The organism is uncultured Maricaulis sp. (genome assembly GCF_963975345.1).
Taxonomy (GTDB): Bacteria; Pseudomonadota; Alphaproteobacteria; order Caulobacterales; family Maricaulaceae; genus Maricaulis.
In genome coordinates, this window is record NZ_CAXBGE010000012.1 from 1 (window position 1) to 23398 (window position 23398).

Below are 23398 nucleotides of genomic sequence, written 5' to 3' on the forward strand. Positions count from 1 at the left end.
GCAGCACCGAAGACCGCACCCAACCGAGAATGCGGCTCTATTACGCCATCATGGCCGGCGGCTTCGCGGCCTCGGTCGGCGCGTTATTCCTGCTGAGCTGGACGGCCTTTGCGCTTGTTGCCGTCGCCTCGACAATTGTCGTGATCATCGCCGCCGCGCGGCTCGACATTGCCGGTTCGCAGATCGTGGTGGACGACGACGCGGCGATGGCGCGGCCGCCGGTGGCCGGGAAACAGGCGCTCATCGGTCTTGCGGTCGCCGCCGGTTTCGGCGCGGTCATCGCCACCGGCGCGGTCTTCGTCCGAAGACTACCGGCGCCATGGCCAAACCTCTTCATGTTCGCCTCCATCTATCTGATGGTCGGCTATCTGACCGGTTCGCTCGTGCGAGAGTTTCGACGCAGCTGGGCAACGCGGTCCGAACACAGGCCGATCCCGCTCGCCATCAGGTTTTCGATTCTGGTTGTCGGCGCGGTGGTCATGGCAGGTTCTTTGTATTTCCTGGCCACCCAGAGCGGCCGGTTCGACCTTCCCGACATGCCCCTCGGCCTGTTGATTGTGATCGCACTCTTGTCCTTCGGCGCCAGCGGCACCTACGGTCTGCTTCAACGTCGCGAACGCGAACCTGCGCCCCCTACAAAACCCTGACACCTCTTCCCCCGGCCTTGTGCCGGGGCCTGCCGGAGCAGTGAGAGAAATCACCACCCTCCGGCAAGCCCCGGAATTCGCTACGCTCCTCCGGGGGAAAATGTGGTGTGGTTAGGGGGTGGCGGCTGGAAGCGCGCCCGGCAATTTCCATCTGGCCAATCCGCTCAACTTCAACGAGAATGCGCCCGGTAAACCCGTACGTATGCGCAAGGCGGAGACGAGCATGTCCAGCAGCACCGAAGACCGCACCCAACCGAGAATGCGGCTCTATTACGCCATCATGGCTGGCGGCTTCGCGGTCTCATTAGGTGCGTTGATCCTGCTGAACTTTGCCGCCTTCGGCATGATTGCGATGGCCTCGATAATTGTGGTGATCATCGCTGCGATGCGACTGGGCATTGCCGGTTCGCAGATCGTGGTGGAAGAACCGCCTCGCCCGCCGTTCAACTGGCGGGAATTTGCCGCCTGGGCCATGGTGCCGGTCCTCATCAGCGCCTCCCTCGCTGCCCTCTCATGGATGCCAGGTGGCTGGGGGGAACGGTTCTATCTCGTCACAATGTTATCCTCGCTCTGCATGCTAGCCTTCATCGGTTTTCTTGAAATTCTACGTGCATTGCGGGGGCGACCGAATGAGCGCTTGAAACCGCGAATGATCAGACTCGGAGCCGGTAGTCTGATACTGGGCCTGGCAGGCGCCGGTGGGTTTGCCTTGGTGCGCGATGGCGCCGATACGTCGCTCCTCGTCCTCCCGCTATTTCTTGTATTGGCGTTGCGCGTGTCGAGAGGAGCCGCCATTCAACGCTTGGCCACTACCCCACCCGCCCCATAACCGCCCTCAACCGAATAAGCCCGCGCTTCACGCGCCGATCCCGCGTCGCGAAGACATCGCTATAGGCCGGGGCCAGCAGGACCAGCGTCCAGGGGGCGGGCAGGACCGGATCCAGCCCGCGCAGGGCTTCGCGCAATTGGCCGGTGATGGCGTGGGCGTCGCTATCGCGGCACCAGATTTCCAGGCTGACCCGGTGTTCGATCAGGGTGACGTCATCGGCGTCGCGCGCCAGGGTTTCCGAGCGGCCCCAGCTGGCATGCGGGTAAGCGGCGCTATGCGAGCGCTCGGCATGGAGCCGCACCGGATCGCCGAGCACGGCCTGCACGGCGCCGTCGGCGAGCATCGCTGCGGTCAGCGCTGCGATCAGATCGGCGTCGGGCGCGCTCATAGCGATATCCTCCACCAGGGCGTCAGCAGCGCCTTGACCGAGGCCGGGGTTCCGACATCGAGCCCGCCTTCAAACATCGCCTCGACCAGCTGGCCGATCGCTTCCACCAGCGGTGCCGGCACATCCTCGGCCGTCGCGCCATAGCCGCAGGTGAAGCGGATCTCGATGCCGCCGACGCTGCGGCCCGGCTGCGGGAATTGGCCATTGGGACGCAGCGCCAGACGGCCCGGCTCGGACAGTGTGTCGATGAAGAAATCCGCCGGGTCATGGCTCGTCGGCGTGTCGTCGGCGGCATAGGTGGTGATCGCTTCGATGGCGATCAGCGGCGGTTTGGGAAGTTTGAACTGGGTGCCAAACGCGCAGAGCCGGCCATCGCCATCCCAAGCGTCGCGCCGCTCCAGCCAGGTCTGGGAGAGACAGGCACGCCCCGTATCCCCCTCGACACGCTGGCGCGCGCTTCGTATCAAATGCGTCAGACGCGCATCCTGACTGTTGTCGGATATGCGCAACCGCGCCTTGGCCTGATCGAGCGAGATCGGCTCGGCCGCCGGCGGCGTGACGAGGGAAAGAGACATGACGGACTCCGCATTGATGAATGTCGATTTTCACAGCCACGCCCGATGAATGCCGCGAGCCGGCTCAACGCGCTGCAGGCCTGGATCCTGGCCTTCGCCCTGTGCGGCCTGCCAGCCATGGCGCTGGCTTATGGGCTGGTATTTTACGGCTTCACCGCCGTCGGCCTGATTGATCCGCCGATGATGGCGGCCAAATCAGTCGTGCTGGTCTGGCTGATCCCCGGCCTGGTCGGGACGGCGGTCTGGATGCGGCCGGTCGAGAATTATATCCGGCGGGTCTTCTTCGATCTGCCCAGCGTCGAGGCAACGCACGGCACCGAGGCCGGCGATGCCGTCAGCGAGGCGGCCGAGCGGGCGCTGATCGAAGCGGTGCAAAGGGAGATCGGGCGGAAATGACGGAGGACATGGCCAAGCCATTCTGGTCCGAGGTCGTTGCACATTTCTGCGCGATCGCGCTGACGGTCACCCTGACGACCTTGGCGATGCGCCTTTACCCAGATTTCAGGCTCAGCCTTGTCGGGCCAATGGCCCTCAGCATTGTACTCCTGGCGCTCTCGCTCCCGGTGTTCCGGCATTTCACCCGTAAGCGGCTCAATCTGCCCCCGATCACGGCACATTGGTTCTACCTGATCGGCAGTGCCCGTTTCGCCAGTATCGAAATGGCAGATGCGCTGCCGGCCTGGCAGGTTTTTTGGGGACGTTATCATGGCCCGGGCATCGGTCGCGTCTTGGGCTTCCTGTACTCCTTGATAGGCACCGGCATTGTTGTTTTTATCCTGACGCCGGCCTTTCATCTTCCACTGGCAATCCTGCTTCCCGCTTTGATATTTTTCATTTTCTGGATCGCCTTCACTGCTCTGATAAGCAACCGGTTGCCGCAAAGGAAGCCGGAGACCTTCTCCCGGATGGAGTCCGGGAGAAGGTCCCGCCCTCGCGACTAGCTAACCCCGAACTTCAACAGCTTGATCGCCGCGAAATCCTGCACCCCGCCGCCAACACGTTTGGTGGTGTAGAACAATACATAGGGCTTGGCCGAATACGGGTCGCGCAAGACTTCGACGCCCTGGCGGTCGAGCACGAGATAGCCCTTGGCGAAATCGCCGAAGGCAATCGAGTAGCTGTCGGAACCAATGTCCGGCATGTCTTCCGCCTCGGTGACCGGATAGCCGAGCAGGGTCGAGGTGCCGCCCTCGCTTAAAGACGGCTGCCAGAGATAATTGCCGTCGGCATCCTTGAAGCGCCGCACCGCCGAGACCGTGCGCCGGTTCATCACGAAACGCCCCGCCGCGCGATAGCCGGTCTTGGGGGCATAAATCAGATCGATCAGCGCATCGGCCGGATCGCCGGCATCGAATGCGCCATCGGTGCCGGTCGGCACATAGCCGATCTCGCCCCAGGCTTCGGTACCATCGAGCGCCTTGGTATAGCTGAGAAACCCTTTGGGCTTGTCCGCCCCATCGCCCGATACAAACGCCGCGCTCTCCTGTACCGCGAACACATCGCGCACTTCTTCCGCCAGCCATTGATCGACGTCGACCATCGCATCATCGAGCAATTGCTGCGTTGCCGCCGGCATGGCGTAAAGCTCGGCGCAGGGGAAATCCAAGAGATCCAGGCTCGGCGCACCGGTCTGTGGCCGCGCCGCCGTCTCCGCGACCCAGCCCGATGCGGCACCGCCGCGCGAGACCGGTTTGCGGAACACCGATGCCGACGTCTGGCGCACCGAAGCGATGGCGCGGATGGGCGAGGCTTCGATCAGGAGCCGGTCAATGCGCGCCTCGGTCTCGGCCGGGACGACATAGCCGCCATCGGCATTGGATCCCGCCGAGAGCGACTTGGCCTCCGCCAGCCCGGCCAGATCACCACGCCGCATATAGCGCGACCAGGCGGCGTCCTCCGCCGTGCCGTTTGTCCCCGACAGGCCGGGCCGTGCTTCGCCGAGCAAAAGCCGGTCGAGCACGGATTTCTGGCCGGTCAGCGCCGCGTCGATCCGCGCGACTTTCTCGTCGAGCAAAATATCGGCAGAGGCTTTGGCCTCGATCTCGCCGAGGCGCTGGTCATTGGCCTGTTTGAAGGCCTCGAAGGCAGCGAGCACTTCGCCGAGCGCGGCCCGGGTTTCGCCGGTAACCGGGCTCATCTTGGTTTCCTTGGTCATGATGATCCTTGTGTCTCAGGCCGCGATGGCCGGTTGGGGAAGAAGCCGCAGACGGGCCTGCGGCAGCATCGGGAAGGTCACGATCGAGACCTCCCACAGATCCAGTTCAATCAGCTCGCGCCCCTGCGGGGAGCGGCCGGAAAAGCGTTTGGTGCGAAAGCCGATCGACAGGCCATCAATCGCGCCGGAGCGCACCAGCGACAGCGCCGTGCGCCCGCGTGGCCCTTCGGCCAGCAGCTCGCCGCGCACATAAAGCCCGCGCCGGTCCTCACGCAGCTCACGCCAGACACCGACCGGCTCGGAGGCCTCGTGCTGGAACAGCATCGGCACGTTTTGGCGATGACGCAGGCTGGCCGCGAACGCGCCGCGGCGCACGACATCGCCAGCCAGATCAGCGAGATCAAACACACTGGCATGACCCTCGATCAGCAGGGTTTGGGGCATGGTGGGCCTCGTTATGTTTTTCAAACAAAAGCGCCTTCTCCCGGAGGAGCGCGCAGCGCGAATTCCGGGATCTGCCAGAGGGCGGAGATTTCTCTCAAAGCTCCGGCAGGCCCCGGAATGAATCCGGGGGAAGGTGGTTTCTGGTTTTCCGTAGAGACGGAGAGGGCAAGCCCCCCCTATTCCTCCATCCGCCGCTCAATCCGCACCAGGCTCTCGCGCGCCAAGCGCATCTCCGCCTCCAGCCCGGCCATGCGTTCCGCCAACGCACTCTGGCGGGCATTATCGCGTTCGAGCTGATCGAGGCGTTCGCCGACGCGGCCGAACCAGACCAGGGCGCCGGAGGTTTGCAGCACCAGCGCCAGCACGACGCCGAGCGTCACCTGGCGCTGCAGATGCCAGTCGCGCATCTCGCTCATTGTTCCAGCTCCTTCAGTCCGGGCACGCCGCTCTCATCGGCCTCGATGGTGAGGTCCGGCCCGAACCAGGGCCGCAGCCAGACGGCCAAAGCGCGCGCCATTTTGCGGCTCAGCGGCGAGACGGTCTGGCGCCAGAAGGCCAGATTGGCCTCACGGTAATTGGCGTAGGTATTGTCGCCCGGCAGACCGAGCAAAAGCGGCGGCACGCCGAAGGCGAGCGCGATCTCGCGCGCCGCTTCGCGCCGCGCTTGGGTGAAATCCATATCCGCCGGTGACAGCGCCATCGGCTTCCAGTCGAGCCCGCCTTCGAGCAGCATCGGCCGGCCGGCATTGGCGGGCCCGGCATGGCTCTCGGCGAGCTCGTGCTTGAGACGGTCGAACTGGTCCTCGCTCATCCGGCCATCGCCGCCATTGAAGACCAGCGCGCCCGACGGCCGCGCCGCATTGTCGAGCAAGGCCTTGGCCCATTCACCGCCGGCATTGTGCAGATCGAGCGCGCGCGCCGCCGCCTGGATCGGGGAGAGGCCGTAATAATCATCACCGGGGTGAAACAGCTTGATGTGGAAAACCGGCGAGCGGCCAGTGGCCCGGTCGCGCTCAAACAGGCGTTTTCGGCCATCGACTGCATATTCCCAGCCCTGCGGCCAGCCATGTGGACCGGGCAGTACACGCAGGCGATCCGGGCGCAAAACGAACAGTTCGCGCGGCTCACCCTCAAGGCTCGCCAATTCGAGATAGGCATTTCCAGCCAGCTGTAGAAAACCCTGAAAACTTTCCCACAACTCGGGTCCGGACTGGTCCGGATTGGGGTGATCGATCAGTTTTTGCGCCCTGGGGTCCGACGCCTTGAGCGGCACCGCTGCCGCCGCCTCGGCGATCAACCGCACACAGCGATGCACGATCGCATTGCGCTCATACCCCTCACGCATCAACGCCGGAATATCGCGCGGCGACCACAGCGCTCGGCTGGCAAACTGAAGGGCCACCAACCCTGGCGGCACGACCGCCTTCGCCTCGCGGCCCATCAGCCGGCTGAACCAGTTGGACATGGGGGGCTCCTTTTCGGATGGATTGAAATTCTCAACACTCAACCCTTTTCCCCCGGCCTTGTGCCGGGGCCTGCCTGAGGGTGGAGATTTTTCTCAAAGCTCCGGCAGACCCCGGAATGAATCCGGGGGAAGGTGATAGTTTTGGAGAAGGTGAGCTCTTGAATTTGAGTTTTTGGTTTGAGCGCTTGGACGCTAAAGCCGCCGCAGCCTCGGCCCCGCCCGCGTCTCCAGCAAAAGATCCGTCACGGCCCAGACCAGCGCATCGACCCGGTCGGGGCTGCCAGGTCCGCCGCCAGGCGCACCGAAGGCACACATCTGATCCTCCAGGGCCGCAAAATGGCCGGTATGAAAAACGCGGCCCGCCGCATAGAGCGCCGCGACCGGCTCGGCGCGGACATGTTTTCCACGGCTGGCATGAACCAGCCGCACCGGCAATCCGCTCGACGCCGCCTGCAGCACCGACCTCACCATCTCGCCGCCCTGATTGGCCTCGGCGACCAGGCCATCGGCGGCAAAGGCCTCGAAACTCTCCGCCACGACGCGGGCCCAATCGGCCGGCATGGCGGGACCAAAAGAGCGGTCGGCCAGCACATAAGCGCGCCGCGAAGCGCCCTCGCCGGCCGCGCCGGCAACCACGATGCCGCACTCATCCGAGCGCGGCCCACCGGTGGCCGGTGGATCAACCGCGACGATGATGCGGTCGAGCTCAGGCGCGGCAACGACAATCGCGGCCTCGATATCGGCCCGGCGCCACAGCGCCCCGGCCGGATCATCGATCAACAGGCCTTCAATCTCCTGGCGCCCCAGAACCGAGCCGCCATAGGCCGCCTGCATCGCGGCGAGAAAGCCCGGTGCCAGATTGGCGGCATTGCTCGAGGTCGGTTGATGCGTCGCCACCACGCCCTCAGCCTTCATCAGGGCCTTGAGCGCCGGGATCGGCCGCGGCGTCGTCGACAGCACCAGGCGCGGCTTATCGCCAAGCCGCAGCCCCATGCGCAGGGTATCGAGCGTCTTTTGCGGTTCAGCCCAGGCGGCAAATTCATCGCCCCAGCCAATCTCGAATTGTGGCCCGCGCAGCCCGTCCGGATCCTCGGCGGAAAACGCATAGCCTTCCGCCCCGTTGGGCCAGATCAACCGCTTGCGCGAGACTTCATAGCGCGGCCGCTCGCTCTCCAGCCCGATCCGCGCCAGCCCCGAAGGCCCGTCAATCATCACCTCGCGCACATCATTGAAAGTCGGCCCCACGAGCGCGATGCGCCGCACGCCGGCCTTCACCTGGGCCCGCACCCATTCAGCGCCAGCGCGTGTCTTGCCCGCACCGCGCCCGCCAAGGAAAAGCCAGATCAGCCAATCGCCGGGCGGCGGGAGTTGGGCGGGCGTGCCGGTGCCGTGAAAGTCACTCGCGAGTTCGAGCAGCTGACTTTCCGTCGCCGCTTCCAGCATCAGAACCTTCTGCTCGGGCGGGCAGTTCAGGAATGTATCGACGTCGAAGATCGGCGCGCAGCAATTCGACTTCGGCATCGCTCAACTTCGCCTCCTTGTTCTCGCCAGGCGTGGCGGCATTTCGGGTTTCCATCTGTGCAATCCTTTCCTCGCGTTCGGCGCGGCGCAGGGCGGTATAGGCATTGGCCAGTTTGACCGCCTTGGCCGGATCGCCGATCAGATATTCGGTCTCAGCCTCCAGCCGTCGTCGCCGCAACGCCGCCTCACGAATTTTTTCGCGTTTGGCCGCGCCCATCGCGCGCCACTCACCGGCCCGCGCATTGACCCGCGACACCGACACCTCCATCAGCGCCGCAACCACCGCCGCCGTCTTCCCGCCCTCACGCAGCAGAAGGTAGGGATACCAGTCCGGCAGATCGCGGCGCCTCTGTGGGGCCTTTTCCGTCGGTTCGTCTGGCTCGGTTTTTTCGGGTTCTTGGGTCATGCCGAATATTAGGCGGCTGACTGTTCCGGTCGGATTGTTTGTGGGTTTGGCGGCGTTAGCGCCTGCCGGCATTGGGGAAATTATTCGCGGCGGCGTGGATAGGCGGGAGGTTATCCCCGCAATTGGGGTGGTTTCGGCGGTGGCGGGTGGGAAATGGCGACGTTTCTTGGCCAATACCCCCCACAACCCACACAACATCTTCCCCCGGAGGAGCGCGTAGCGCGAATTCCGGGGTCTGCTGTGGGTGAGGGCGCGAGCTCGATTCCTCTCCGGCAGACCCCGGAATGAATCCGGGGGAAGATGTAATGATGGTTGGGCGTGCATTTTCTCCCAGTGGGGGAAATCACGCATTTCAATAAAGTTGAGCGTGAAACAAATCACAACCTGTGATACTATTCTCGCATGCAAACACCGGAAGCCGTTTACATCATGGCCAGCCGCCCGCGCGGCGCGCTCTATGTCGGGCGCAGCAAGAATCTGGTCTGGCGCGTCTGGCAGCACCGCACCGGCGCCATCCCCGGCCACACCCGCCGCTACAACATCAAACAGCTGGTCTATTTCGAATACCAGGACAATTGGGAAGCCGCCTGGGCGCGCGAGCATCAACTCAAGCGTTATCGTCGCGAGTGGAAATTCAATCTGATCGAAGCCGGCAATCCCGGCTGGAAAGATTTATGGTTCCAGATCACCGAAGATGAAGCGATACCATTGCCGCCGCCTTATGGGGTGTGAGCGATGCGCACGATTTCGGCGTCTGAAAGCTCCCGCCTTCTCCACAACACCTCTTCCCCAACAACACCTCTTCCCCCGGATTTATTCCGGGGCCTGCCAGAGGGAAATCCAGCCAGACTCCCTAACGATGGCAGACCCCGGAAGTCGCGCTGCGCGCTCCTCCGGGGGAAGATACTGTGTGTTTTTGGGAGATAGGCGGACGTTGTTTTGGTTGGGATATGGAAACCGACGACTCAGCGCGACGCCCGCAAGAAAATCCATCCCCACCAACAACACCTCTTCCCCCGGACTTGTTCCGGGGCCTGCTGAGGTTCCCAGTGCAAGCTCATTTCCCCTCCGGCAGGCCCCGGAATAAATCCGGGGGAAGAGGAAACTATTTTGGAAAGGTGATGAGAGAGTGAGAAGAGCAGAACCTACTCCTCCTCATCCCCCTCACCCGGCCATTCCACAATCCGGTCTTCCCAGTCCTCCGGATCGACATCATCCTCGGAGATCACCTGGTTCCTGATCGACATGCCAGCCTTGTGGACGCTCATCGGGTCGCCGGAGACCAGGGGGTGCCAGTCATAGAGGTCCTTGCCTTCGCCGATCAGGCGGTAGGCGCAGGTTTGGGGCATCCATTCCAATTCGGTGACGTTTTTCGGGGTGAGGATGACGCAGTCGGGGACGCGGGCTTTGCGGTTGGTGTAGTCGCCGCAGCGGCAGGTGTCGGCGTTGAACAGGCGGCAGGTGACGTCGGTGTGCAGGCGCAGGCCTGAGTCTTCGTCTTCGAGCTGGATCAGGCAGCATTTGCCGCAGCCATCGCAGAGCGACTCCCATTCGGGCTTGCTCAATTGCGACAATGTTTTCGTTTTCCAGAAGGGCTGTGTCATGTCTGTCGCCTGAATTTGGCCCATTTGTGCGGGCCTAGAGTTTGCTGCGGACCTGCGCGTTACGGCGGGTCCGGATTTCGGGTGGCTATAGCATGTTCAACGAGCCGTATCGCGCCGATCACATGATGGAGCGCCAGCAGCGACAGCGGCGCACGCTCATCATCGGTGCCAGCGTGACTGTTGTCAGCCTGCTCGGCATGCTGATCGCGGCGGCATTGGTGTGGAATTGGGCGTTTCACGACCTGCCACCGGCGCCGGGCTCGGCGGCGGAGCTGTGGTCGGTGCGGCTGGAGCCTTCGGTGACCGTGCTGGACACCCATGGCGATGTCCTCGCCGTGCGGGGGCCGCTTTATGCGCGCGCCGTGTCGCTCGATGCCTTGCCAGCTTACGTGCCGCAGGCCTTCCTGGCGATCGAGGATCAACGCTTTTACGAGCATGACGGTGTCGATTATCGCGGCGTGGTGCGAGCCCTGTCGGTCAATCTTCGCGCCGGACATTCGGTGCAGGGTGGCTCGACGATCACCATGCAGCTGGTCAAGAATCTGATCCTGACCCCGGAGCGGACCTTGCGGCGCAAGCTGCAGGAAATCCGCCTCGCCTGGTCGCTGGAAGAAAACCTCACCAAGACCGAGATCCTCGAGCTCTATCTCAACCGGATCTATCTCGGCGCCCGTGCCTTCGGCGTCGAAGCGGCGGCGCATCGCTATTTCTCCAAACCGGCGACTGATCTGACCCTGGCCGAAGCGGCGATGCTGGCGGCCTTGCCCAAGGCGCCGTCGCGGCTTGATCCGACCGTCAATCTGGTCGCCGCCCAAGCGCGCGCCGAACAGGTGCTGGCCGCGATGCTCGAGGCCGGTTTCATCACCGAGGAAGAACGCGCCGAGGCGGTCGCCAATCCGGGCGTGCCGGTGCCGGCCAGTCTCGATCCGCAGGCCGGTGTGACCTGGGGCTATGTGTTTGATTATGCGGTGCTGGAAGCGGCCCGGCTCTTGCCCGACGATGTACCCGATCTGGTGATCCGCACCACGATCGATCCGGCGCTGACCCTGGCGGCCCGCGACGCTATTGCCGGCGTGCTCGATAGCGATGGCGCCGCGGTCAATGCCAGCGAGGCGGCGATTGTTTTGCTGGCACCGGATGGGGCGATCCGTGCCTTTGCCGGCGGGCGCGACTATCTGGTCAGCCAGTTCAACCGCGCCATCCAGGCCCAGCGCCAGCCCGGCTCGGCCTTCAAACCGGTCGTGTTCACGGCAGCGCTCGAAGCGGGCTACGACCCCTCATCGGCGGTATGGGACGAGCCGGTCGATCTGGACGGCTGGGAGCCCGAGAATTTCTCCGGCGGCTATCGCGGTCTGGTGACGCTGCAGGAAGCACTGCGCCGCTCGATCAATACCGTCGCGGTTCAGGTCGCCGATGATGTTGGCCTGCCCCATATTGTCGAGACCGGTCACCGGCTTGGCATCGCCTCGCCGCTGCCGGAACTGCCCGCCATCGCGCTCGGGGCGGCCGAGGTCAATTTGCTGGAATTAACGGCGGTCTATTCGGTGTTTCCGCGCGATGGCCAGCGCTTCGATCCCTGGTTCATCGAGAGCATCGCCAATTCACGCGGCGAGGTCTTGTATGAGCACCCCGCCATCGCCGCGCCGCAGGTCATCACCCCGGCGATTGCGCGCTCGATGTCCACGATGCTGCAGGATGTGGTAATATCCGGCACCGGTCACCGCGCCGCCCTGGCCGGCGGCCGCCGCGCCGGTGGCAAGACCGGCACCAGCCAGTCCTTCCGCGACGCCTGGTTCATCGGTTTCACCGCCGACTACACCGCCGGCGTCTGGGTCGGCAATGATGATGACAGCCCGATGCGCAATGTCACCGGCGGCGGCCTGCCGGCGACAATCTGGCAGCACTACATGACACAGGTGCATCAAGGCATCCCGGTCCACGCGCTCAGCGCTCCGGCACCACGCGCGCGCTCGGAACGTGAAGAGCGGCTGGCGGCGTTTTATTCCGAACTGTCGGGCGCTTTCGACGATCTGCTCGCCGACGCATCATCCGGCGGCGGCGCTTCCAGGGATCGCTGAACCAGCGCCGTCAGCGCCGCAATCTCACCGCGCAGGCCCGCGATCTCGCTTTGCAGCTCGACCACGTCCTCACCGACCTCAACATCACGTTGTTCGTCCGCGTCGAAGTGTTTTGACTGTAAACTGTCGACGATGATGGCGATGAAGAGGTTGAGGATGGCGAAACTGGTCAGCACGATGAAGACAAGGAAAAACGCCCAAGCCCAGGGATGGAATTCCATCACCGGCAAAGCGAGATCCGCCGCCCAGCCCTCCAGCGTCATCACCTGGAACAGCGAAAACGCGCTATCGCCCAACGTGCCGAACCGGTCCGGATTGGTCACGGCGAACAGCTTGGTCGCCATCACGGAGGAGACGTAGAACATCAGGGCGAGCACCGCGATCACCGCGCCCATGCCGGGAATTGCGTTGAGCAGGGCTTCGACCACCTTGCGCATTTGCGGCATCACCGAGAACAGGCGGAAAGCGCGCAAAATGCGCAGCGAGCGCAAAACCGAAAAACTGCCCGCCATCGGCACGACCGAGACGAGGATCACGATCAGGTCGAACCAGTTCCAGCCGGAGGTGAAAAAACGCAAACGATAGGCGATCAGCTTCAACGCCAGCTCAATGAGGAAGATCGCGATCACGATCTGGTCGATCAGCGGCAGGATATCGGTAAACCAGGGCGGATCGAACGGCAGGGTAACGAGACCCAGCGCGAGCGCATTGATCAGGATCACCGCCATGATCGAATTGCGAAACGCCGCGCTCTCGACAAAGGCGGTCAACCGCGCCGTTATCCCGTTTTCTGTACTTGTCATGGGGCCCCCGTCACCGCCTGCTTCCTAACCCCAGAGAGCAGCAAGTCAACGTCGATTTGAGCCGCTTGGCGCTGCGGCTGCATCACGCCAAGCGGTGTATTACACACGAAAATACGGTCGGCGCATAAAAAATGAGCGCCGCCGATTGCGAAACCGGGCCACGTCAATCTGGTTGTCCCGGCGCACCAAAATCTCACAACTCACTCTTTTCACTGCGCTTTTATTGCCAACCCCCAGCGCAGCCGATTTTTCTGCACACGAGACCCGGCGACATCCCGCCGCAGCCCGAGCGGAAAAAAGCCCAGCTTTAGCCGGACCTTAAGGACGAGCTGCGCCCACTGGACGCTCTTGAGTAGCAGGAAATTTTTATGCCCATTGAACGGTTGCATTACCCAGACCGTCGGTCCGCCAAACTTTTGACGGTGACCGGGGATATCGACCGTGAATTGGCGATCGCCTTCCGGCCCGTCGTGCGGGGATTCCTGCTGGCGATGTCATTGTATTATACGTTGCTCAGCTTGTCCTATATTGTCTTTCCACCGCACCACTATCCGTTTTGGGAACATTCCACCATGCTGGGCCTGATCGGGTCCTCAGCGGTGTCCGGCTGGATAATGTACCGGGCCAGCCGTCACACCTGCCGCAAGCTGTCGATCGAGTTGTACACCATCGCCGCCAGCGCGATCGTGCTGACCAATATTGCCGTGCATATGTCTTTCCGTTTCCAGCCGGAAAACCTGATCTACTTCATCCTGGCGATGCCGACTTTCGCCGCCTCCTGCATCAGCATGCGGACCATGATTCCCATCGTCGCGATCACGCTCGCAACGATGATGGGCTTCATCGCCACCTATGCTCCTGACATGCTGGTCCAGTATCTGTTCCTCGCCGTTGCGGCCGGCATCGCCGCGACCGGCATGGCAAACCTGATGCGCGGAACCGTGTTTCGCGCCGTCCAGGCCCGTATGGAGTCAGACCAACACCGGGCGAAGGCCGAGAGCTTGGCGGCCAAGGCCGAAGAGCTGACGCGCCAGACTCGCGAACTTGCCGAACGCGATCACCTGACAGGGCTGGCCAACAGATTTAGCTTTTTCAACAGTTTCGGAACCGCACTTGCCAGGCGGCGGTCGACCGATTCGGAAAGTGTGCTCGCCTTGATCGATCTGGACGGGTTCAAGCCGGTCAATGATGCCTATGGTCATTCCGTTGGCGATCAGTTGCTGGGCGAAGTCGGTCGGCGGCTCACCGCCATTGCCCCGCGTCAGAGCATACTCGCCCGCCTCGGCGGCGATGAATTTGCCATCCTGGTTCGCCGCAACCGCCTCACAACCAGCGTCGAGTCCTTCGGCCAGAGCCTGTGTAAAAATCTCAGCGAGCCCTACGCCATCAATGCCATCCGGGCCAATATTACCGCCTCGATCGGGCTGGTCGTCTGCGACCGCCCCGACCTCTCGATCCGGCAATTGATGGAACGCGGCGATTTCGCCCTGACCTCGGCCAAGCAGACAACGCGCGGCGAGGCTGTCGTATTCGGCTCACACCATGAGACCGACATGCTCAGCGCCGGGCGGATCGACCAAGCCCTGCGCGCCTGCCCGCTCGAGTCCGAACTGCGGGTCGTTTTCCAGCCGCAATACGATCTGGAGCTGGGCCGCACCTACGGGTTTGAGGCGCTCGGCCGCTGGAACAGCTCGGTTCTTGGCCCGGTCAGTCCAGACTCTTTCATCAAAGCCGCCGAAGCGTCCGGACTGATCCGGAAAATCACCCAAATTCTGCTTCGCAAAACACTGGACGCCTTCAAGGCTTGGCCCGGCGAACTGAGTGTATCGTTTAACCTGTCCGGTCATGATTTAATGTCGCCGGTCGCGGTCGACGAAATTCTGGATTTGGTAAAGCGGAGCGGGATCGAGCCGGCGCGGATCGAATTCGAGATCACAGAGACGGTCATGATGACCGATATCGACCAAGCGCGCCGCTCGATCGAGCGCATTTCGGCGCTCGGCTGCAAGCTGGCGCTCGATGATTTCGGCTCCGGCCATTCCAGTTTCAGCTATCTGCACCAGCTGCCGGTCAGCAAAATCAAAATCGACCGATCCTTTGTCACTCCCCTGCTGAAGGACGCCTCGGCGAGCAAGATCGTCAGGACAATCATCAATCTCGGTCACTCTCTCGATCTGGATTGTGTTGTTGAGGGCGTCGAAACCCAAGCCGAACTCAATCTACTCAAGGACATGCAGGCACGGTATATTCAGGGTTATATTTTCGGCAAGCCGATGGAGGCCGATCTTGTGGCGCCTTATCTGGACGCCGAAGCGCGCGGCGTGGAAAAATTCGACCCGGTCCGGCCAGCAAGCTCGACGATAGCAAAATTTCCGGCCCGCCGTCGCTGAGCCGAACATCGGCACGGGTCGCGGCCCGCTGGACAGCAAGCATTTGTTAGCCCGTCGGCCGCACACTCCAGTCATGCTGACCCGTCTCGCCTTCGCTGGATTTCTCGCCCTTTGCATCCCCGCCACAGCACCGGCGCAGAGCGGTGACGTCTTGACCGGCTGGACGCGCACCGGCTCGGTATATCAACGCATCAGCCTGATCCAGGGAACGCCGGCCATGTGTGCCGCGCTCTGCGATGAAGACGGCCAATGCCGGTCCTGGGCCTTCACGCCGGCCGGGCTGGACGATGTCGATAGCCGCTGCGCCCTGCTGGCCTCGACACCGACGCCCAGACCCGCCCCACAACGCGTAACTGGCCTGGCGAGCGATATCGCAACCCGGATCGAGGCCGCGGCCGAACGCCCTCCAAGCCCGCGCGAAATTACCGCGCTGCGAGCGACATTGCCCGGACCTCACTGAGTTTCACCGCCGACCCGGCGCAATTTGATCAGTCTCGGACAGGAAATTTTTACCTGCCGCTGGCATGATCGCCTCTGACCACCCGCCAACGAGACCTTGGGGAATGCCTTCATGGCCGTAATCAGCAAGCTGAGCAGCCTCCTCGACCTGGCCAAGGAGCGGTCGAGCGATCGCCGGCGGACCCTGTTGCGCGAAGTCACGGACATGTTTTTCGACGAAGCTCCGGAGCGCGAAAGCGCGTTGTCGCAGGAATTCGATTGCGTTCTCAGCACCCTTGCCGAGCAAACGGCGCAGGGCGCCCGCGCCGAACTCGCCGAACGTTTCGCCGATGCCCCGCACGCACCCGCCGGCATGCTGCTCCAGCTGGCACGCGATGCGATTGAGGTCGCCGCGCCGATCCTCGCGCGCTCGACCGCGCTGAGTGAGGCCGACCTGCTATCGATTGCCGAACTGGGTGCCCAACCTCAACTCAAGGCGATCTCGCGGCGCGAACTGGTTTCCGAACGCCTGTCCGATACGATCGTGCGTCGCGGCGATGACGAGACAATCGCGGTGCTGATCCGCAATGATGGTGCCCAGCTATCGCGCAAAACTTTCGAGACCGTCACAGAACGCGCCGAACAATCCAAAGTCCTGCGAGCCCCGATCGTCAAACGCAAGGACACGCCAGCCGATCTGCTCGGCGATCTGATGTTGACGGTCGAGAACCATTTGCGCGACCATATTCTGGAACGGTTCGAAGGCATGGAGCCCGCCCTGGTGGAGCAGGCCCTGGCGGCCTCACACGCGCGCCTGGGCGAGCGTATAAGTCAGGACAAGGACCTTGAGGAGGCGCGAAAATACGTCCGCGCCATGGCCGTCCGCAAGTTACTCGACGGCGCTCTGCTGGCCCGCTTGCTGCGCGAACGCGCGATGACCAAGTTCCAAGTCGCCTTCGCCGAACTGACCAATGTTGACCTGGTGGCAGCACGCCGCGCCATCGAACAGGACTGCATCGACCCGCTGGCCCTGATCTGCCGCTCGGCCGGGTTCGACAAGGCCCTGTTCGTCACCCTCGCCGTTCTCCGCAGCACTGCCACCGAGGACGCGTTCCGCGACGCCAAGGATCTGGGTCTGCTCTATGACCGCATCACGGTCGAAGACGCCGCCCGCGCGATGCGCTTTTGGCGCATGCGCCGTGATGTCGCCGCCTGAGAGCGGGACGCCGGCGCAGCCTGTCCCTGCAGGAGCAATTCCCGTCACGTGCTAGGCTGATGCCTTACAGTGAAAGGACTTGCCCGCATGACACAATCCCTCGACCGGTTTTTCGCTCTCAATGACGCCTTGCGCACCAGCACACCGCGCCCCGACCGTCAGGCTGCCGCCTTCGCGGCCGTCGTGCACGCCCATGGGTCCGGTGATGTCGGCTCGCTCGTCGCCGCGACGAAGGCGCGCCATGAGGCTTTGAAATCGGCACTGGGCGGCTTTCAGGCACCCAGCGGAGCGATGCGCTGGGTCTATGCCGCGATGCTGGCGGCCCACACTGTCGAGGTCAGCCATTTTATGGGCGCCCGCGCAGCCTTGCGCGACGAGCGTGCGGCATCGAAGACCGGCGCTTTGCATGCCGGCGGATCGCGCGCCGCCCTTCTCCTCAGCCTCGGCGAGGCTGGCCCACAAACAGTGCGGGCTTTCTTCGAGATGAAACGGGCCTTGCGGCCACCTTGGTGGCGTTCAGACGATGCGATCACGGACACTTTCGCCGCCGCTCAGGTCCTTGCCGGCACCCGTCCTGACGCGGTCAGGGCCGCACGTGAGCACGCCGAAGCCATTTTCGCGTCCGACCGCCGCGCCCGTGACCATCGCCGCGAGGGCGCCCGGCAGTGCGTCCTGCTCGAACAGGCACCGGAAATGGTCTTGGCCCGCTTCAACGCACTTGAGGACGCTCGCCGCGCCGACCGCTATTTGCGCAGGCGCAGTGATCGCTCACTGACGATGGAATGGGCCGCCTCCGGCCGGTCTCCTGCCGATCTGGCCGAGATTGGCCAGATCGAGAAGACGATGCCGAACCATCTGACATCGATGGGCTTTTGCCGCACCCGGCTGGCAAGCCTGATCGCTTTCGACGATTATGGCCAGGACCCTGCCCGCAGCGCCAGCGCGCTCGCCGCAGTGATCGCCGCCCAAGCCGCCATGATGGCCGCGATCGCGGCCAGTACGGTCGCAACCACCTCGGCGGTCAGCAGTTAGGCGGGGTCCGCCGTCAGCTCTGATCAGTGGCTGTCGGCGGCGAAAACAGCTCGGCGCCCTGCTCGAGATAGATTGAGCTGGACGGGAAGGCGAAGCCGCTTCCGGCCTCCTCAACGATCTGCTTGATCGTGAAGGCGAGATCTTCCTTCAGCGCCAGCCATTCGCCCCAATTGGTGGTCTTGGTGAAGCAATACAGCATGAAATCAATCGAGGACGGGCCGAAGCTGTCGACGCGCATGAAGGTCGAGACCTCGGGCGCCTGGGCATAATCGGGATGGGTGGTGACATAATCCAGCACGCGGTCGCGTATGGTCTTGAGCTGCTCGACCGTGGTGTCGTAGCGCACGCCGATAATCCAATAGGTGCGGCGATGGGACATGCGGGAAAAATTCGTCACCGCTTGGTCGGACAATTTTGAATTGGGCACATAGACCGGCCCCTTGTCGAAGCGGCGCACCACGGTTGAGCGGAAATTGATCTCCTCGACCGTCCCTTCGACGACACCATCGACCTTGATCCAGTCGCCGGGCAGAAAGCGCTTCTCCGCCAGGATCAGGAGGCCGGCGATCAGATTTTTGAACAGGTCCTGCGCCCCCAATCCGACCGCGACGCCGAACAGGCCAAGTCCGGCAATAATGCCACCAACCGGGATATCCCAGATCTGCAGCACAGCCGCTGCGCCGATGATGATGAACAGGATCCGCATCGCCTTCGACAGCCAGTCGAGCATCACCGGGGTCAACGCATTTTCCAGCGCTCGCATCAAATGAATGACGGGATCGACGGCATTATGCAGAGTCCAGAAAATCCCGATCGCGACCAGAGAGGGGATGATCCGGTCGGCCTCGGACAGGGCGGTGCCGCCGGTTCCGGCCTCAAGGATTTGAATTGCAAAGAAAAGCGAGACGATGATTGGCAAAAGCTTCATCGGCCCGGCGAGCGCTTCAATAACGGCATCATCGATGCCGTTTTTCGTCTTGAGCGCCATGCGCTTGAGCACGGCAAGGAGTGTCCTCGCGAGCACAGAGCGCAGTGTAATCCCGAGCAGGATGATGATCGTGGCGCTCACACCATGCCCAACGCTGACGCCAAGGAAGGAGGTCTGCCAGACCGTGACAGCCTGCGCCCATAATTCGCCGGACTGGGCGAGAAATCCGTTATCGGCCTGGATGATCATCACGAAGCCCGCTCCCTGACGCGATGGAATTTCAGCTCGGGAAACTTCTCCTCCGAGTAAGAGACTTCCCAATTGCTCTTCGCCAAAAAGACCGGATTGCCGTCGATATCGACCGCCATGGCGGATTTGTGCCGGTCAGCGAAGGCTTCCAGTGCTTCTTCAGTGCCGCCCAGCCAGCGCGCGGTCTCATAGGGAGCCGCCTCGAAAGCGACCTCGAGCCCATATTCCGCCGCGACACGTTCACGCATCACGTCGATCTGCAGCGACCCGACCGCGCCGACGATAAAATCGCCGCCGAGTACAGGGCGGAACAGTTGGGTGACGCCCTCCTCAGCCAAGCTCTCGAGCGCTTTCTTGAGATGTTTCGCCTTGAGCGGATCGGCCAAACGGGCCCGGCGCAGGATTTCCGGCGCGAAATTCGGGATGCCGGAAAACCGCATCCGGCCACTCTCGGACAGGCTGTCGCCGACGCGCAATGTGCCGTGATTGGGAACGCCCATCACATCGCCGGCGAAGGCTTCATCGGCGATCTCGCGGTCCTGGGCGAAGAACAGGATCGGCGAGGAGACGGTCAGCTGTTTGCCGGCTTCCGTCTTCAACTTCATGCCGCGGCGGAACTTGCCCGAACACAGGCGTACGAAGGCGACGCGGTCGCGGTGATTGGCGTCCATATTCGCCTGCACCTTGAACACAAAGCCGGCAACTTCCTTGTCGCCGGGCTGGACGAAGGTCTGCTCGCCATTGATCTGCACCTTCATCGGAGCGGGTCCGGGGATCTTGTCGGCCAGCCCGTCGAGCAATTCGCGCACGCCGAAGCCGCGCAGCGCCGAGCCGAAGAAAACCGGTGTCATATGCCCTTCCAGAAAACTCTGCGGATTGAAGGCCGGGCAAAGTTCGCGCGCCACTTCAGCGCCATCTCGGGCCTCCTCGATTTCCGCCTCGGACAGGAGTTCCCGGATCTCGGGACCATCCAGCGCCAGACGTTCGGACGCCGCTTCGCGGTCATGCTCGACGCCGGGGCGCTGATACAGCACCAATTCATCCGTGCTCAGATCGACCACGCCCTTGAAACGCTGGCCCGAACCGACGGGCCATTGCATTGGCACCGCATCGAGCGCCAGCTTGTCCTGGATGTCCTGCAGCAGATCGATCGGATCGAGCGCTTCGCGGTCCATCTTGTTGATCAGGGTGACGATCGGAATGTCGCGCAGGCGGCATACCTCGACCAGTTTCAGCGTGCGCGGCTCAACACCCTTGGCAGCATCGAGCACCATGATGGCGCTGTCGGCAGCGGTTAGCGTGCGATAGGTATCCTCGGAGAAATCTTCGTGGCCAGGCGTATCGAGCAGATTGAACAACAGGCCGCGATGTTCAAACGTCATCACCGAAGCGGAGACGGAAATACCGCGCTCCTGTTCGATCTTCATCCAGTCCGAACGTGTGCGACGGTTCTCACCGCGCGCCCGCACCTGCCCGGCCATGCGGATCGCGCCAGCGGCCAACAGCATGGTCTCGGTCAGCGTGGTCTTGCCGGCATCGGGATGTGAGATAATGGCGAAGCTGCGGCGACGCGCCCATTCCGGCGCATCAGTCGTCGGAGAAGTCATGAACTGGCCCGCTGAGGATGCAAGCCCCGAATTAGCGCGATCAGTAGGCGCTGTGCAAGTTTTCCGTCACCCGGTTCCAGACTTCCTCATTGATCGTGCCCGGTTCCAGAACTCCCGCATTCTGGTGTTTCCATAGATAGGTCAGAATGAGCAGCGGCACATTGGCGAATCTCAACCCGACATCGTCCGGGCCGTCAGCCCCGTCGGGACGCACCCCAAGCAGGGCGTTGGCACCCGGCGCGCGGTAGGCGATCAGGGCGGCGAGGTGTTTGGTCCGGTCGGGCTTGTTGGTCGCCATCATGGGATCAACATACAGGGCTTCGCGCAGCAGCAAGGTCAGATGGCCGGTGGTCAGGGTCTCGAATTGGGCAGCAGGCAGCGGAATCGTGCCGTCCTTGAGGACAGAGACAATGTCTCCCAGGTCGAAAACGGCTTCGTTGAACAAGAACAACATCGAAGGTCCCCGCAAGTCTCCATAAACCCAATACCCCATCCTGGACGAGGGTCGTTAAGAATCCGCCACCGGTTCAGTTAAAAAGTTGCGCCCTTTCCGGTCTTCGATCTCGACAACCCAGATGTCAGGATCGCCATCGGCGCGGCGTCGGCAATAGGTATCGACCTCCGCCTCGGCGACCCAATCATCGCGAAAGCGGGTCCAGATCCGGTCCCCATTTTCGTCCCGTGCCGGGACAAATAGAGCCGCCTGCCCCGTCAGGTTTGCGACCTTAAGCAGTACGGCGCCCGCATCTTCGTCTCCATGGCGAATCACATAGGCGGACGCCAAGCCTATTTCAGCCCTGCGCAACAAGGCATCGACCCACAATTTCGTCTTCAATTGAATCATTTTCATTGCTGGCCGCTGAATTGCTTAATAACCTGTTAACCGGGTGAGGGAGCGTTCCATGTTAGTAAGAGTTGCGTTAGTTGCGATGGCACTTTGTGCGTCGGCGACGGGTCAGGTGTGGGGTCAGGGGAATCAGGGCGATCCGTCTGACGCCATTGTGGACCAGAATGCTGCAGAAGCCAGCCGGATCGAGGAGCGCACGCTCGCCGATCTCGAAACCGGGATGGACGCCTTCGTCCTCTCGCCCAGCCAGGCTCGAACCCGCATCCGTTTTTACCTTCCGCCCAACACCTACAGCCCGGAAGCCTGGCTCAAACTGGCCGCCCGGCCCGCCAGCGGTAGCTCCAGCGGTCGCATCCAGGTCTCGATCAATGGCGGCGAGGCCATCATCATCCGGCCGCAGCCGCGTTCGCTGGAAGCCCGCTTTGCTCTTTTCTCCGCCGATATCCATCCCGGCGAAAATGTGTTGGAAGTCTCCTATAGTGCCGATAGCGCCACGACAGGCTGGATCGTCGATGCCCGCCGGTCGCAATTGCGCCTGACGCTGGAGCAGGACAGCCCGATCGCCACGCTCGACGAGCTGGAACTCGCGCTCGCCGCCGATTTTGCTGCGCCGCGCCGCATCGCCCTGATCACCGATATCAGCCGCGAGCGGGCAACGCTGGAAAGCCTGGTGGCGCAGGGCGTCGCCCTGAGAGCCGGCAGCGTACCGCTGTTCGGTGGCGATGAAGCCAATGCCGATCTGGTGATCCGGATGGCCGATAATGACCGCCTCAGCGCCAGCGACCGCGCCATATTGCGTTCCGGAGATCGCAGCCAAGGGCCGGAAATCGCCTATGTCACTGGCGATATCCCACGCTTGATCATCACCGGCCGCAATATCGATGAGACCGCCGCCGCCGCCCGCCTGTTCGCCGCGCGCTCGTTTGAAGGTTATGGCCACAGCTTCGTCGCCGCCGACGCGATTACCGCCCAGCGTCTGGGCCGGGCCCAGGTCCGCGATGCGCGCCTGCTCAGCGGCAATGCCGATTTGCGAACCTTTGCCGCTTCCGGCCTCCCCTTTAGCGCCGACCAGGGCTCGCGCACTGCCGTACAATTCACCACCCGCACCCAGGCCGACCGCTATGGCGCCCTCTCCGTGCTCGCGCGCGGCGCGCTCGTCAGCGGCGATGCCTGGCTTTATGCTTGGTATGGCGAAGCCCATGATCAGGCCCCGGCCAATCATAATCTGCTTATCATCGGACCGGGCAGCACCAGTATTGCTGCGCTCAACCGCAATGCGCCGGCCGAATTTAGCGCCGCCATGCGCGCCGCCGAACGCAATCGCGGCCAACGCGGACTGATGCGTCTGGCCGCCGCTGCCTATGCCGAGGACGGCAACCAGCCCGCTGCTCCGAGTGCAGAAGACGGTGCCGGTATCGGCGTTGCCTCGCTATTCCGCGACCCCGACCAGCCAGGCCGCTGGATTGGCGCCCTGACCTCGCCGAACATGGCCTCGTTCGAATTGGCCAGCCGCAGCTTGGCCCGCTCTGACCTCTGGCGTGCGCTGGAAGGCCGCGCGGCGGTCTGGAGTGTTCGCGGCGTCACGGCACTGGACTACAGCGTCTCTGCCCCCAGCCTGCGCGAGCGCGGTCAGGAATTCGCCCTCGACCACACCCGCGATGCCGCCTTCATGCTGTTCGGCATCGCTTTCATCATGTTGATCCGTGGCATCTGGCGCCGCCGTCGCGTTCACGCGTCGTAAAACTTGCCGTGCTAGCCTCATATCCTCTGAAGATC

General features: G+C 63.0%; 25 protein-coding genes. 11 read left to right on the forward strand and 14 right to left on the reverse strand.

Annotated features, from left to right (window positions below; genetic code table 11):
- Positions 1 to 29 precede the first annotated feature (29 nt).
- Together AAC029_RS12845 and AAC029_RS12850 are read left to right on the forward strand one after the other, a co-directional pair.
- Entirely contained in the window at positions 30 to 647 is a 618-nt protein-coding gene (locus tag AAC029_RS12845) for a hypothetical protein (RefSeq protein WP_339748407.1), read from the forward strand.
- 223 nt (positions 648 to 870) lie between these two features.
- A complete protein-coding gene (locus tag AAC029_RS12850) occupies positions 871 to 1476 on the forward strand; it encodes a hypothetical protein (protein ID WP_339748409.1) in 606 nt (201 codons plus the stop codon).
- Here the strand turns inward: AAC029_RS12850 and AAC029_RS12855 are convergent.
- Both AAC029_RS12855 and AAC029_RS12860 read right to left on the reverse strand, forming a co-directional pair.
- Positions 1457 to 1864, reverse strand: a complete 408-nt coding sequence (locus AAC029_RS12855; RefSeq protein ID WP_339748411.1) for a DUF3168 domain-containing protein — start codon at positions 1862 to 1864, stop codon at positions 1457 to 1459. The genes AAC029_RS12850 and AAC029_RS12855 overlap by 20 nt on opposite strands.
- Entirely contained in the window at positions 1861 to 2439 is a 579-nt protein-coding gene (locus tag AAC029_RS12860; RefSeq protein ID WP_339748413.1) for a phage head-tail connector protein, read from the reverse strand. The genes AAC029_RS12855 and AAC029_RS12860 overlap by 4 nt, the downstream gene beginning before the upstream one ends.
- Before the next feature lie 45 nt (positions 2440 to 2484).
- On the opposite strand from AAC029_RS12860, the gene AAC029_RS12865 reads away from it, so the two are divergent.
- Positions 2485 to 2835, forward strand: coding sequence for a hypothetical protein (locus tag AAC029_RS12865; protein ID WP_339748415.1), 351 nt, complete (start codon positions 2485 to 2487; stop codon positions 2833 to 2835).
- Positions 2832 to 3380, forward strand: coding sequence for a hypothetical protein (locus AAC029_RS12870; RefSeq protein WP_339748417.1), 549 nt, complete (start codon positions 2832 to 2834; stop codon positions 3378 to 3380). The genes AAC029_RS12865 and AAC029_RS12870 overlap by 4 nt, the downstream gene beginning before the upstream one ends.
- On the opposite strand, the gene AAC029_RS12875 is transcribed toward AAC029_RS12870, so the two are convergent.
- The 6 genes from AAC029_RS12875 to AAC029_RS12900 all read right to left on the reverse strand — a co-directional run bounded on the left by AAC029_RS12875 (position 3377) and on the right by AAC029_RS12900 (position 8604).
- The gene (locus tag AAC029_RS12875) at positions 3377 to 4594 is read right to left on the reverse strand and encodes a phage major capsid protein (protein ID WP_339748419.1); all 1218 of its coding nucleotides are present in this window, start codon (positions 4592 to 4594) and stop codon (positions 3377 to 3379) included. The genes AAC029_RS12870 and AAC029_RS12875 overlap by 4 nt on opposite strands.
- A 15-nt stretch (positions 4595 to 4609) precedes the next feature.
- Positions 4610 to 5038, reverse strand: coding sequence for an HK97 family phage prohead protease (locus AAC029_RS12880; RefSeq protein ID WP_339748421.1), 429 nt, complete (start codon positions 5036 to 5038; stop codon positions 4610 to 4612).
- 176 nt (positions 5039 to 5214) lie between these two features.
- Positions 5215 to 5454, reverse strand: coding sequence for a hypothetical protein (locus AAC029_RS12885; protein ID WP_339748423.1), 240 nt, complete (start codon positions 5452 to 5454; stop codon positions 5215 to 5217).
- The gene (locus tag AAC029_RS12890; protein WP_339748425.1) at positions 5451 to 6503 is read right to left on the reverse strand and encodes a phage portal protein; all 1053 of its coding nucleotides are present in this window, start codon (positions 6501 to 6503) and stop codon (positions 5451 to 5453) included. The genes AAC029_RS12885 and AAC029_RS12890 overlap by 4 nt, the downstream gene beginning before the upstream one ends.
- Before the next feature lie 192 nt (positions 6504 to 6695).
- Positions 6696 to 7946, reverse strand: a complete 1251-nt coding sequence (locus tag AAC029_RS12895; protein WP_339748733.1) for a terminase family protein — start codon at positions 7944 to 7946, stop codon at positions 6696 to 6698.
- Entirely contained in the window at positions 7900 to 8604 is a 705-nt protein-coding gene (locus AAC029_RS12900; protein ID WP_339748427.1) for a hypothetical protein, read from the reverse strand. Before AAC029_RS12900 ends, AAC029_RS12895 begins: the two co-directional genes overlap by 47 nt.
- 228 nt (positions 8605 to 8832) lie before the next feature.
- Between AAC029_RS12900 and AAC029_RS12905 the strand changes: the two genes are divergently transcribed.
- Positions 8833 to 9162: a GIY-YIG nuclease family protein gene (locus tag AAC029_RS12905; protein ID WP_339748429.1), complete on the forward strand. Its 330-nt coding sequence runs from the start codon at positions 8833 to 8835 to the stop codon at positions 9160 to 9162.
- 413 nt (positions 9163 to 9575) lie between these two features.
- On the opposite strand, the gene AAC029_RS12910 is transcribed toward AAC029_RS12905, so the two are convergent.
- Positions 9576 to 10034 carry a YcgN family cysteine cluster protein gene (locus AAC029_RS12910; RefSeq protein ID WP_339748431.1) on the reverse strand — a complete coding sequence of 153 codons (459 nt, stop codon included), beginning with the start codon at positions 10032 to 10034 and terminating at the stop codon, positions 9576 to 9578.
- A gap of 92 nt (positions 10035 to 10126) precedes the next feature.
- On the opposite strand from AAC029_RS12910, the gene AAC029_RS12915 reads away from it, so the two are divergent.
- The gene (locus tag AAC029_RS12915; protein ID WP_339748433.1) at positions 10127 to 12112 is read left to right on the forward strand and encodes a PBP1A family penicillin-binding protein; all 1986 of its coding nucleotides are present in this window, start codon (positions 10127 to 10129) and stop codon (positions 12110 to 12112) included.
- Here AAC029_RS12915 and AAC029_RS12920 read toward each other — a convergent pair.
- Positions 12034 to 12915 (reverse strand): ion transporter, encoded by an 882-nt coding sequence (locus tag AAC029_RS12920; RefSeq protein WP_339748435.1) that lies wholly within the window; start codon positions 12913 to 12915, stop codon positions 12034 to 12036. The genes AAC029_RS12915 and AAC029_RS12920 overlap by 79 nt on opposite strands.
- A 368-nt stretch (positions 12916 to 13283) precedes the next feature.
- Here AAC029_RS12920 and AAC029_RS12925 point away from each other — a divergent pair, with 368 nt between their 5' ends.
- From AAC029_RS12925 to AAC029_RS12940, 4 genes are all read left to right on the forward strand, one after another.
- Positions 13284 to 15305, forward strand: a complete 2022-nt coding sequence (locus AAC029_RS12925) for an EAL domain-containing protein (protein WP_339748437.1) — start codon at positions 13284 to 13286, stop codon at positions 15303 to 15305.
- Between the two features lie 73 nt (positions 15306 to 15378).
- Entirely contained in the window at positions 15379 to 15765 is a 387-nt protein-coding gene (locus AAC029_RS12930) for a PAN domain-containing protein (protein ID WP_339748439.1), read from the forward strand.
- A 111-nt stretch (positions 15766 to 15876) separates the two neighbouring features.
- On the forward strand, positions 15877 to 16959 hold the full coding sequence (locus AAC029_RS12935; RefSeq protein WP_339748441.1) for a DUF2336 domain-containing protein: 1083 nt from the start codon (positions 15877 to 15879) through the stop codon (positions 16957 to 16959).
- An 87-nt stretch (positions 16960 to 17046) separates the two neighbouring features.
- Positions 17047 to 17991 (forward strand): hypothetical protein, encoded by a 945-nt coding sequence (locus AAC029_RS12940; RefSeq protein WP_339748443.1) that lies wholly within the window; start codon positions 17047 to 17049, stop codon positions 17989 to 17991.
- Positions 17992 to 18004: 13 nt separating this feature from the next.
- On the opposite strand, the gene AAC029_RS12945 is transcribed toward AAC029_RS12940, so the two are convergent.
- The 4 genes from AAC029_RS12945 to AAC029_RS12960 are packed head-to-tail and all read right to left on the reverse strand — an operon-like array spanning position 18005 to position 21625.
- Positions 18005 to 19168, reverse strand: coding sequence for a mechanosensitive ion channel family protein (locus AAC029_RS12945; protein ID WP_339748735.1), 1164 nt, complete (start codon positions 19166 to 19168; stop codon positions 18005 to 18007).
- On the reverse strand, positions 19168 to 20775 hold the full coding sequence (locus AAC029_RS12950) for a peptide chain release factor 3 (RefSeq protein ID WP_339748445.1): 1608 nt from the start codon (positions 20773 to 20775) through the stop codon (positions 19168 to 19170). The genes AAC029_RS12945 and AAC029_RS12950 overlap by 1 nt, the downstream gene beginning before the upstream one ends.
- Positions 20776 to 20815: 40 nt before the next feature.
- Positions 20816 to 21229 (reverse strand): hypothetical protein, encoded by a 414-nt coding sequence (locus tag AAC029_RS12955; protein WP_339748447.1) that lies wholly within the window; start codon positions 21227 to 21229, stop codon positions 20816 to 20818.
- Positions 21230 to 21283: 54 nt separating this feature from the next.
- Positions 21284 to 21625, reverse strand: coding sequence for a DUF1491 family protein (locus AAC029_RS12960; protein WP_339748449.1), 342 nt, complete (start codon positions 21623 to 21625; stop codon positions 21284 to 21286).
- A gap of 52 nt (positions 21626 to 21677) precedes the next feature.
- On the opposite strand from AAC029_RS12960, the gene AAC029_RS12965 reads away from it, so the two are divergent.
- A complete protein-coding gene (locus AAC029_RS12965) occupies positions 21678 to 23363 on the forward strand; it encodes a hypothetical protein (RefSeq protein ID WP_339748451.1) in 1686 nt (561 codons plus the stop codon).
- Positions 23364 to 23398: the final 35 nt, after the last annotated feature.

Bases quoted from the DNA above. Each gene is read 5' to 3' on its own strand.
- AAC029_RS12895 (WP_339748733.1), bottom strand. From the start codon at position 7,946: ATGCTGGAAGCGGCGACGGAAAGTCAGCTGCTCGAACTCGCGAGTGAC.
- AAC029_RS12940 (WP_339748443.1), top strand. From the start codon at position 17,047: ATGACACAATCCCTCGACCGGTTTTTCGCTCTCAATGACGCCTTGCGC.
- AAC029_RS12855 (WP_339748411.1), bottom strand. From the start codon at position 1,864: ATGAGCGCGCCCGACGCCGATCTGATCGCAGCGCTGACCGCAGCGATG.
- AAC029_RS12920 (WP_339748435.1), bottom strand. From the start codon at position 12,915: ATGACAAGTACAGAAAACGGGATAACGGCGCGGTTGACCGCCTTTGTC.
- AAC029_RS12965 (WP_339748451.1), top strand. From the start codon at position 21,678: ATGTTAGTAAGAGTTGCGTTAGTTGCGATGGCACTTTGTGCGTCGGCG.
- AAC029_RS12935 (WP_339748441.1), top strand. From the start codon at position 15,877: ATGGCCGTAATCAGCAAGCTGAGCAGCCTCCTCGACCTGGCCAAGGAG.
- AAC029_RS12860 (WP_339748413.1), bottom strand. From the start codon at position 2,439: ATGTCTCTTTCCCTCGTCACGCCGCCGGCGGCCGAGCCGATCTCGCTC.
- AAC029_RS12910 (WP_339748431.1), bottom strand. From the start codon at position 10,034: ATGACACAGCCCTTCTGGAAAACGAAAACATTGTCGCAATTGAGCAAG.
- AAC029_RS12890 (WP_339748425.1), bottom strand. From the start codon at position 6,503: ATGTCCAACTGGTTCAGCCGGCTGATGGGCCGCGAGGCGAAGGCGGTC.
- AAC029_RS12865 (WP_339748415.1), top strand. From the start codon at position 2,485: ATGAATGCCGCGAGCCGGCTCAACGCGCTGCAGGCCTGGATCCTGGCC.
- AAC029_RS12870 (WP_339748417.1), top strand. From the start codon at position 2,832: ATGACGGAGGACATGGCCAAGCCATTCTGGTCCGAGGTCGTTGCACAT.
- AAC029_RS12955 (WP_339748447.1), bottom strand. From the start codon at position 21,229: ATGTTGTTCTTGTTCAACGAAGCCGTTTTCGACCTGGGAGACATTGTC.
- AAC029_RS12950 (WP_339748445.1), bottom strand. From the start codon at position 20,775: ATGACTTCTCCGACGACTGATGCGCCGGAATGGGCGCGTCGCCGCAGC.
- AAC029_RS12885 (WP_339748423.1), bottom strand. From the start codon at position 5,454: ATGAGCGAGATGCGCGACTGGCATCTGCAGCGCCAGGTGACGCTCGGC.
- AAC029_RS12925 (WP_339748437.1), top strand. From the start codon at position 13,284: ATGCCCATTGAACGGTTGCATTACCCAGACCGTCGGTCCGCCAAACTT.
- AAC029_RS12880 (WP_339748421.1), bottom strand. From the start codon at position 5,038: ATGCCCCAAACCCTGCTGATCGAGGGTCATGCCAGTGTGTTTGATCTC.
- AAC029_RS12945 (WP_339748735.1), bottom strand. From the start codon at position 19,168: ATGATCATCCAGGCCGATAACGGATTTCTCGCCCAGTCCGGCGAATTA.
- AAC029_RS12875 (WP_339748419.1), bottom strand. From the start codon at position 4,594: ATGACCAAGGAAACCAAGATGAGCCCGGTTACCGGCGAAACCCGGGCC.
- AAC029_RS12845 (WP_339748407.1), top strand. From the start codon at position 30: ATGCGGCTCTATTACGCCATCATGGCCGGCGGCTTCGCGGCCTCGGTC.
- AAC029_RS12960 (WP_339748449.1), bottom strand. From the start codon at position 21,625: ATGAAAATGATTCAATTGAAGACGAAATTGTGGGTCGATGCCTTGTTG.
- AAC029_RS12905 (WP_339748429.1), top strand. From the start codon at position 8,833: ATGCAAACACCGGAAGCCGTTTACATCATGGCCAGCCGCCCGCGCGGC.
- AAC029_RS12930 (WP_339748439.1), top strand. From the start codon at position 15,379: ATGCTGACCCGTCTCGCCTTCGCTGGATTTCTCGCCCTTTGCATCCCC.
- AAC029_RS12850 (WP_339748409.1), top strand. From the start codon at position 871: ATGTCCAGCAGCACCGAAGACCGCACCCAACCGAGAATGCGGCTCTAT.
- AAC029_RS12915 (WP_339748433.1), top strand. From the start codon at position 10,127: ATGTTCAACGAGCCGTATCGCGCCGATCACATGATGGAGCGCCAGCAG.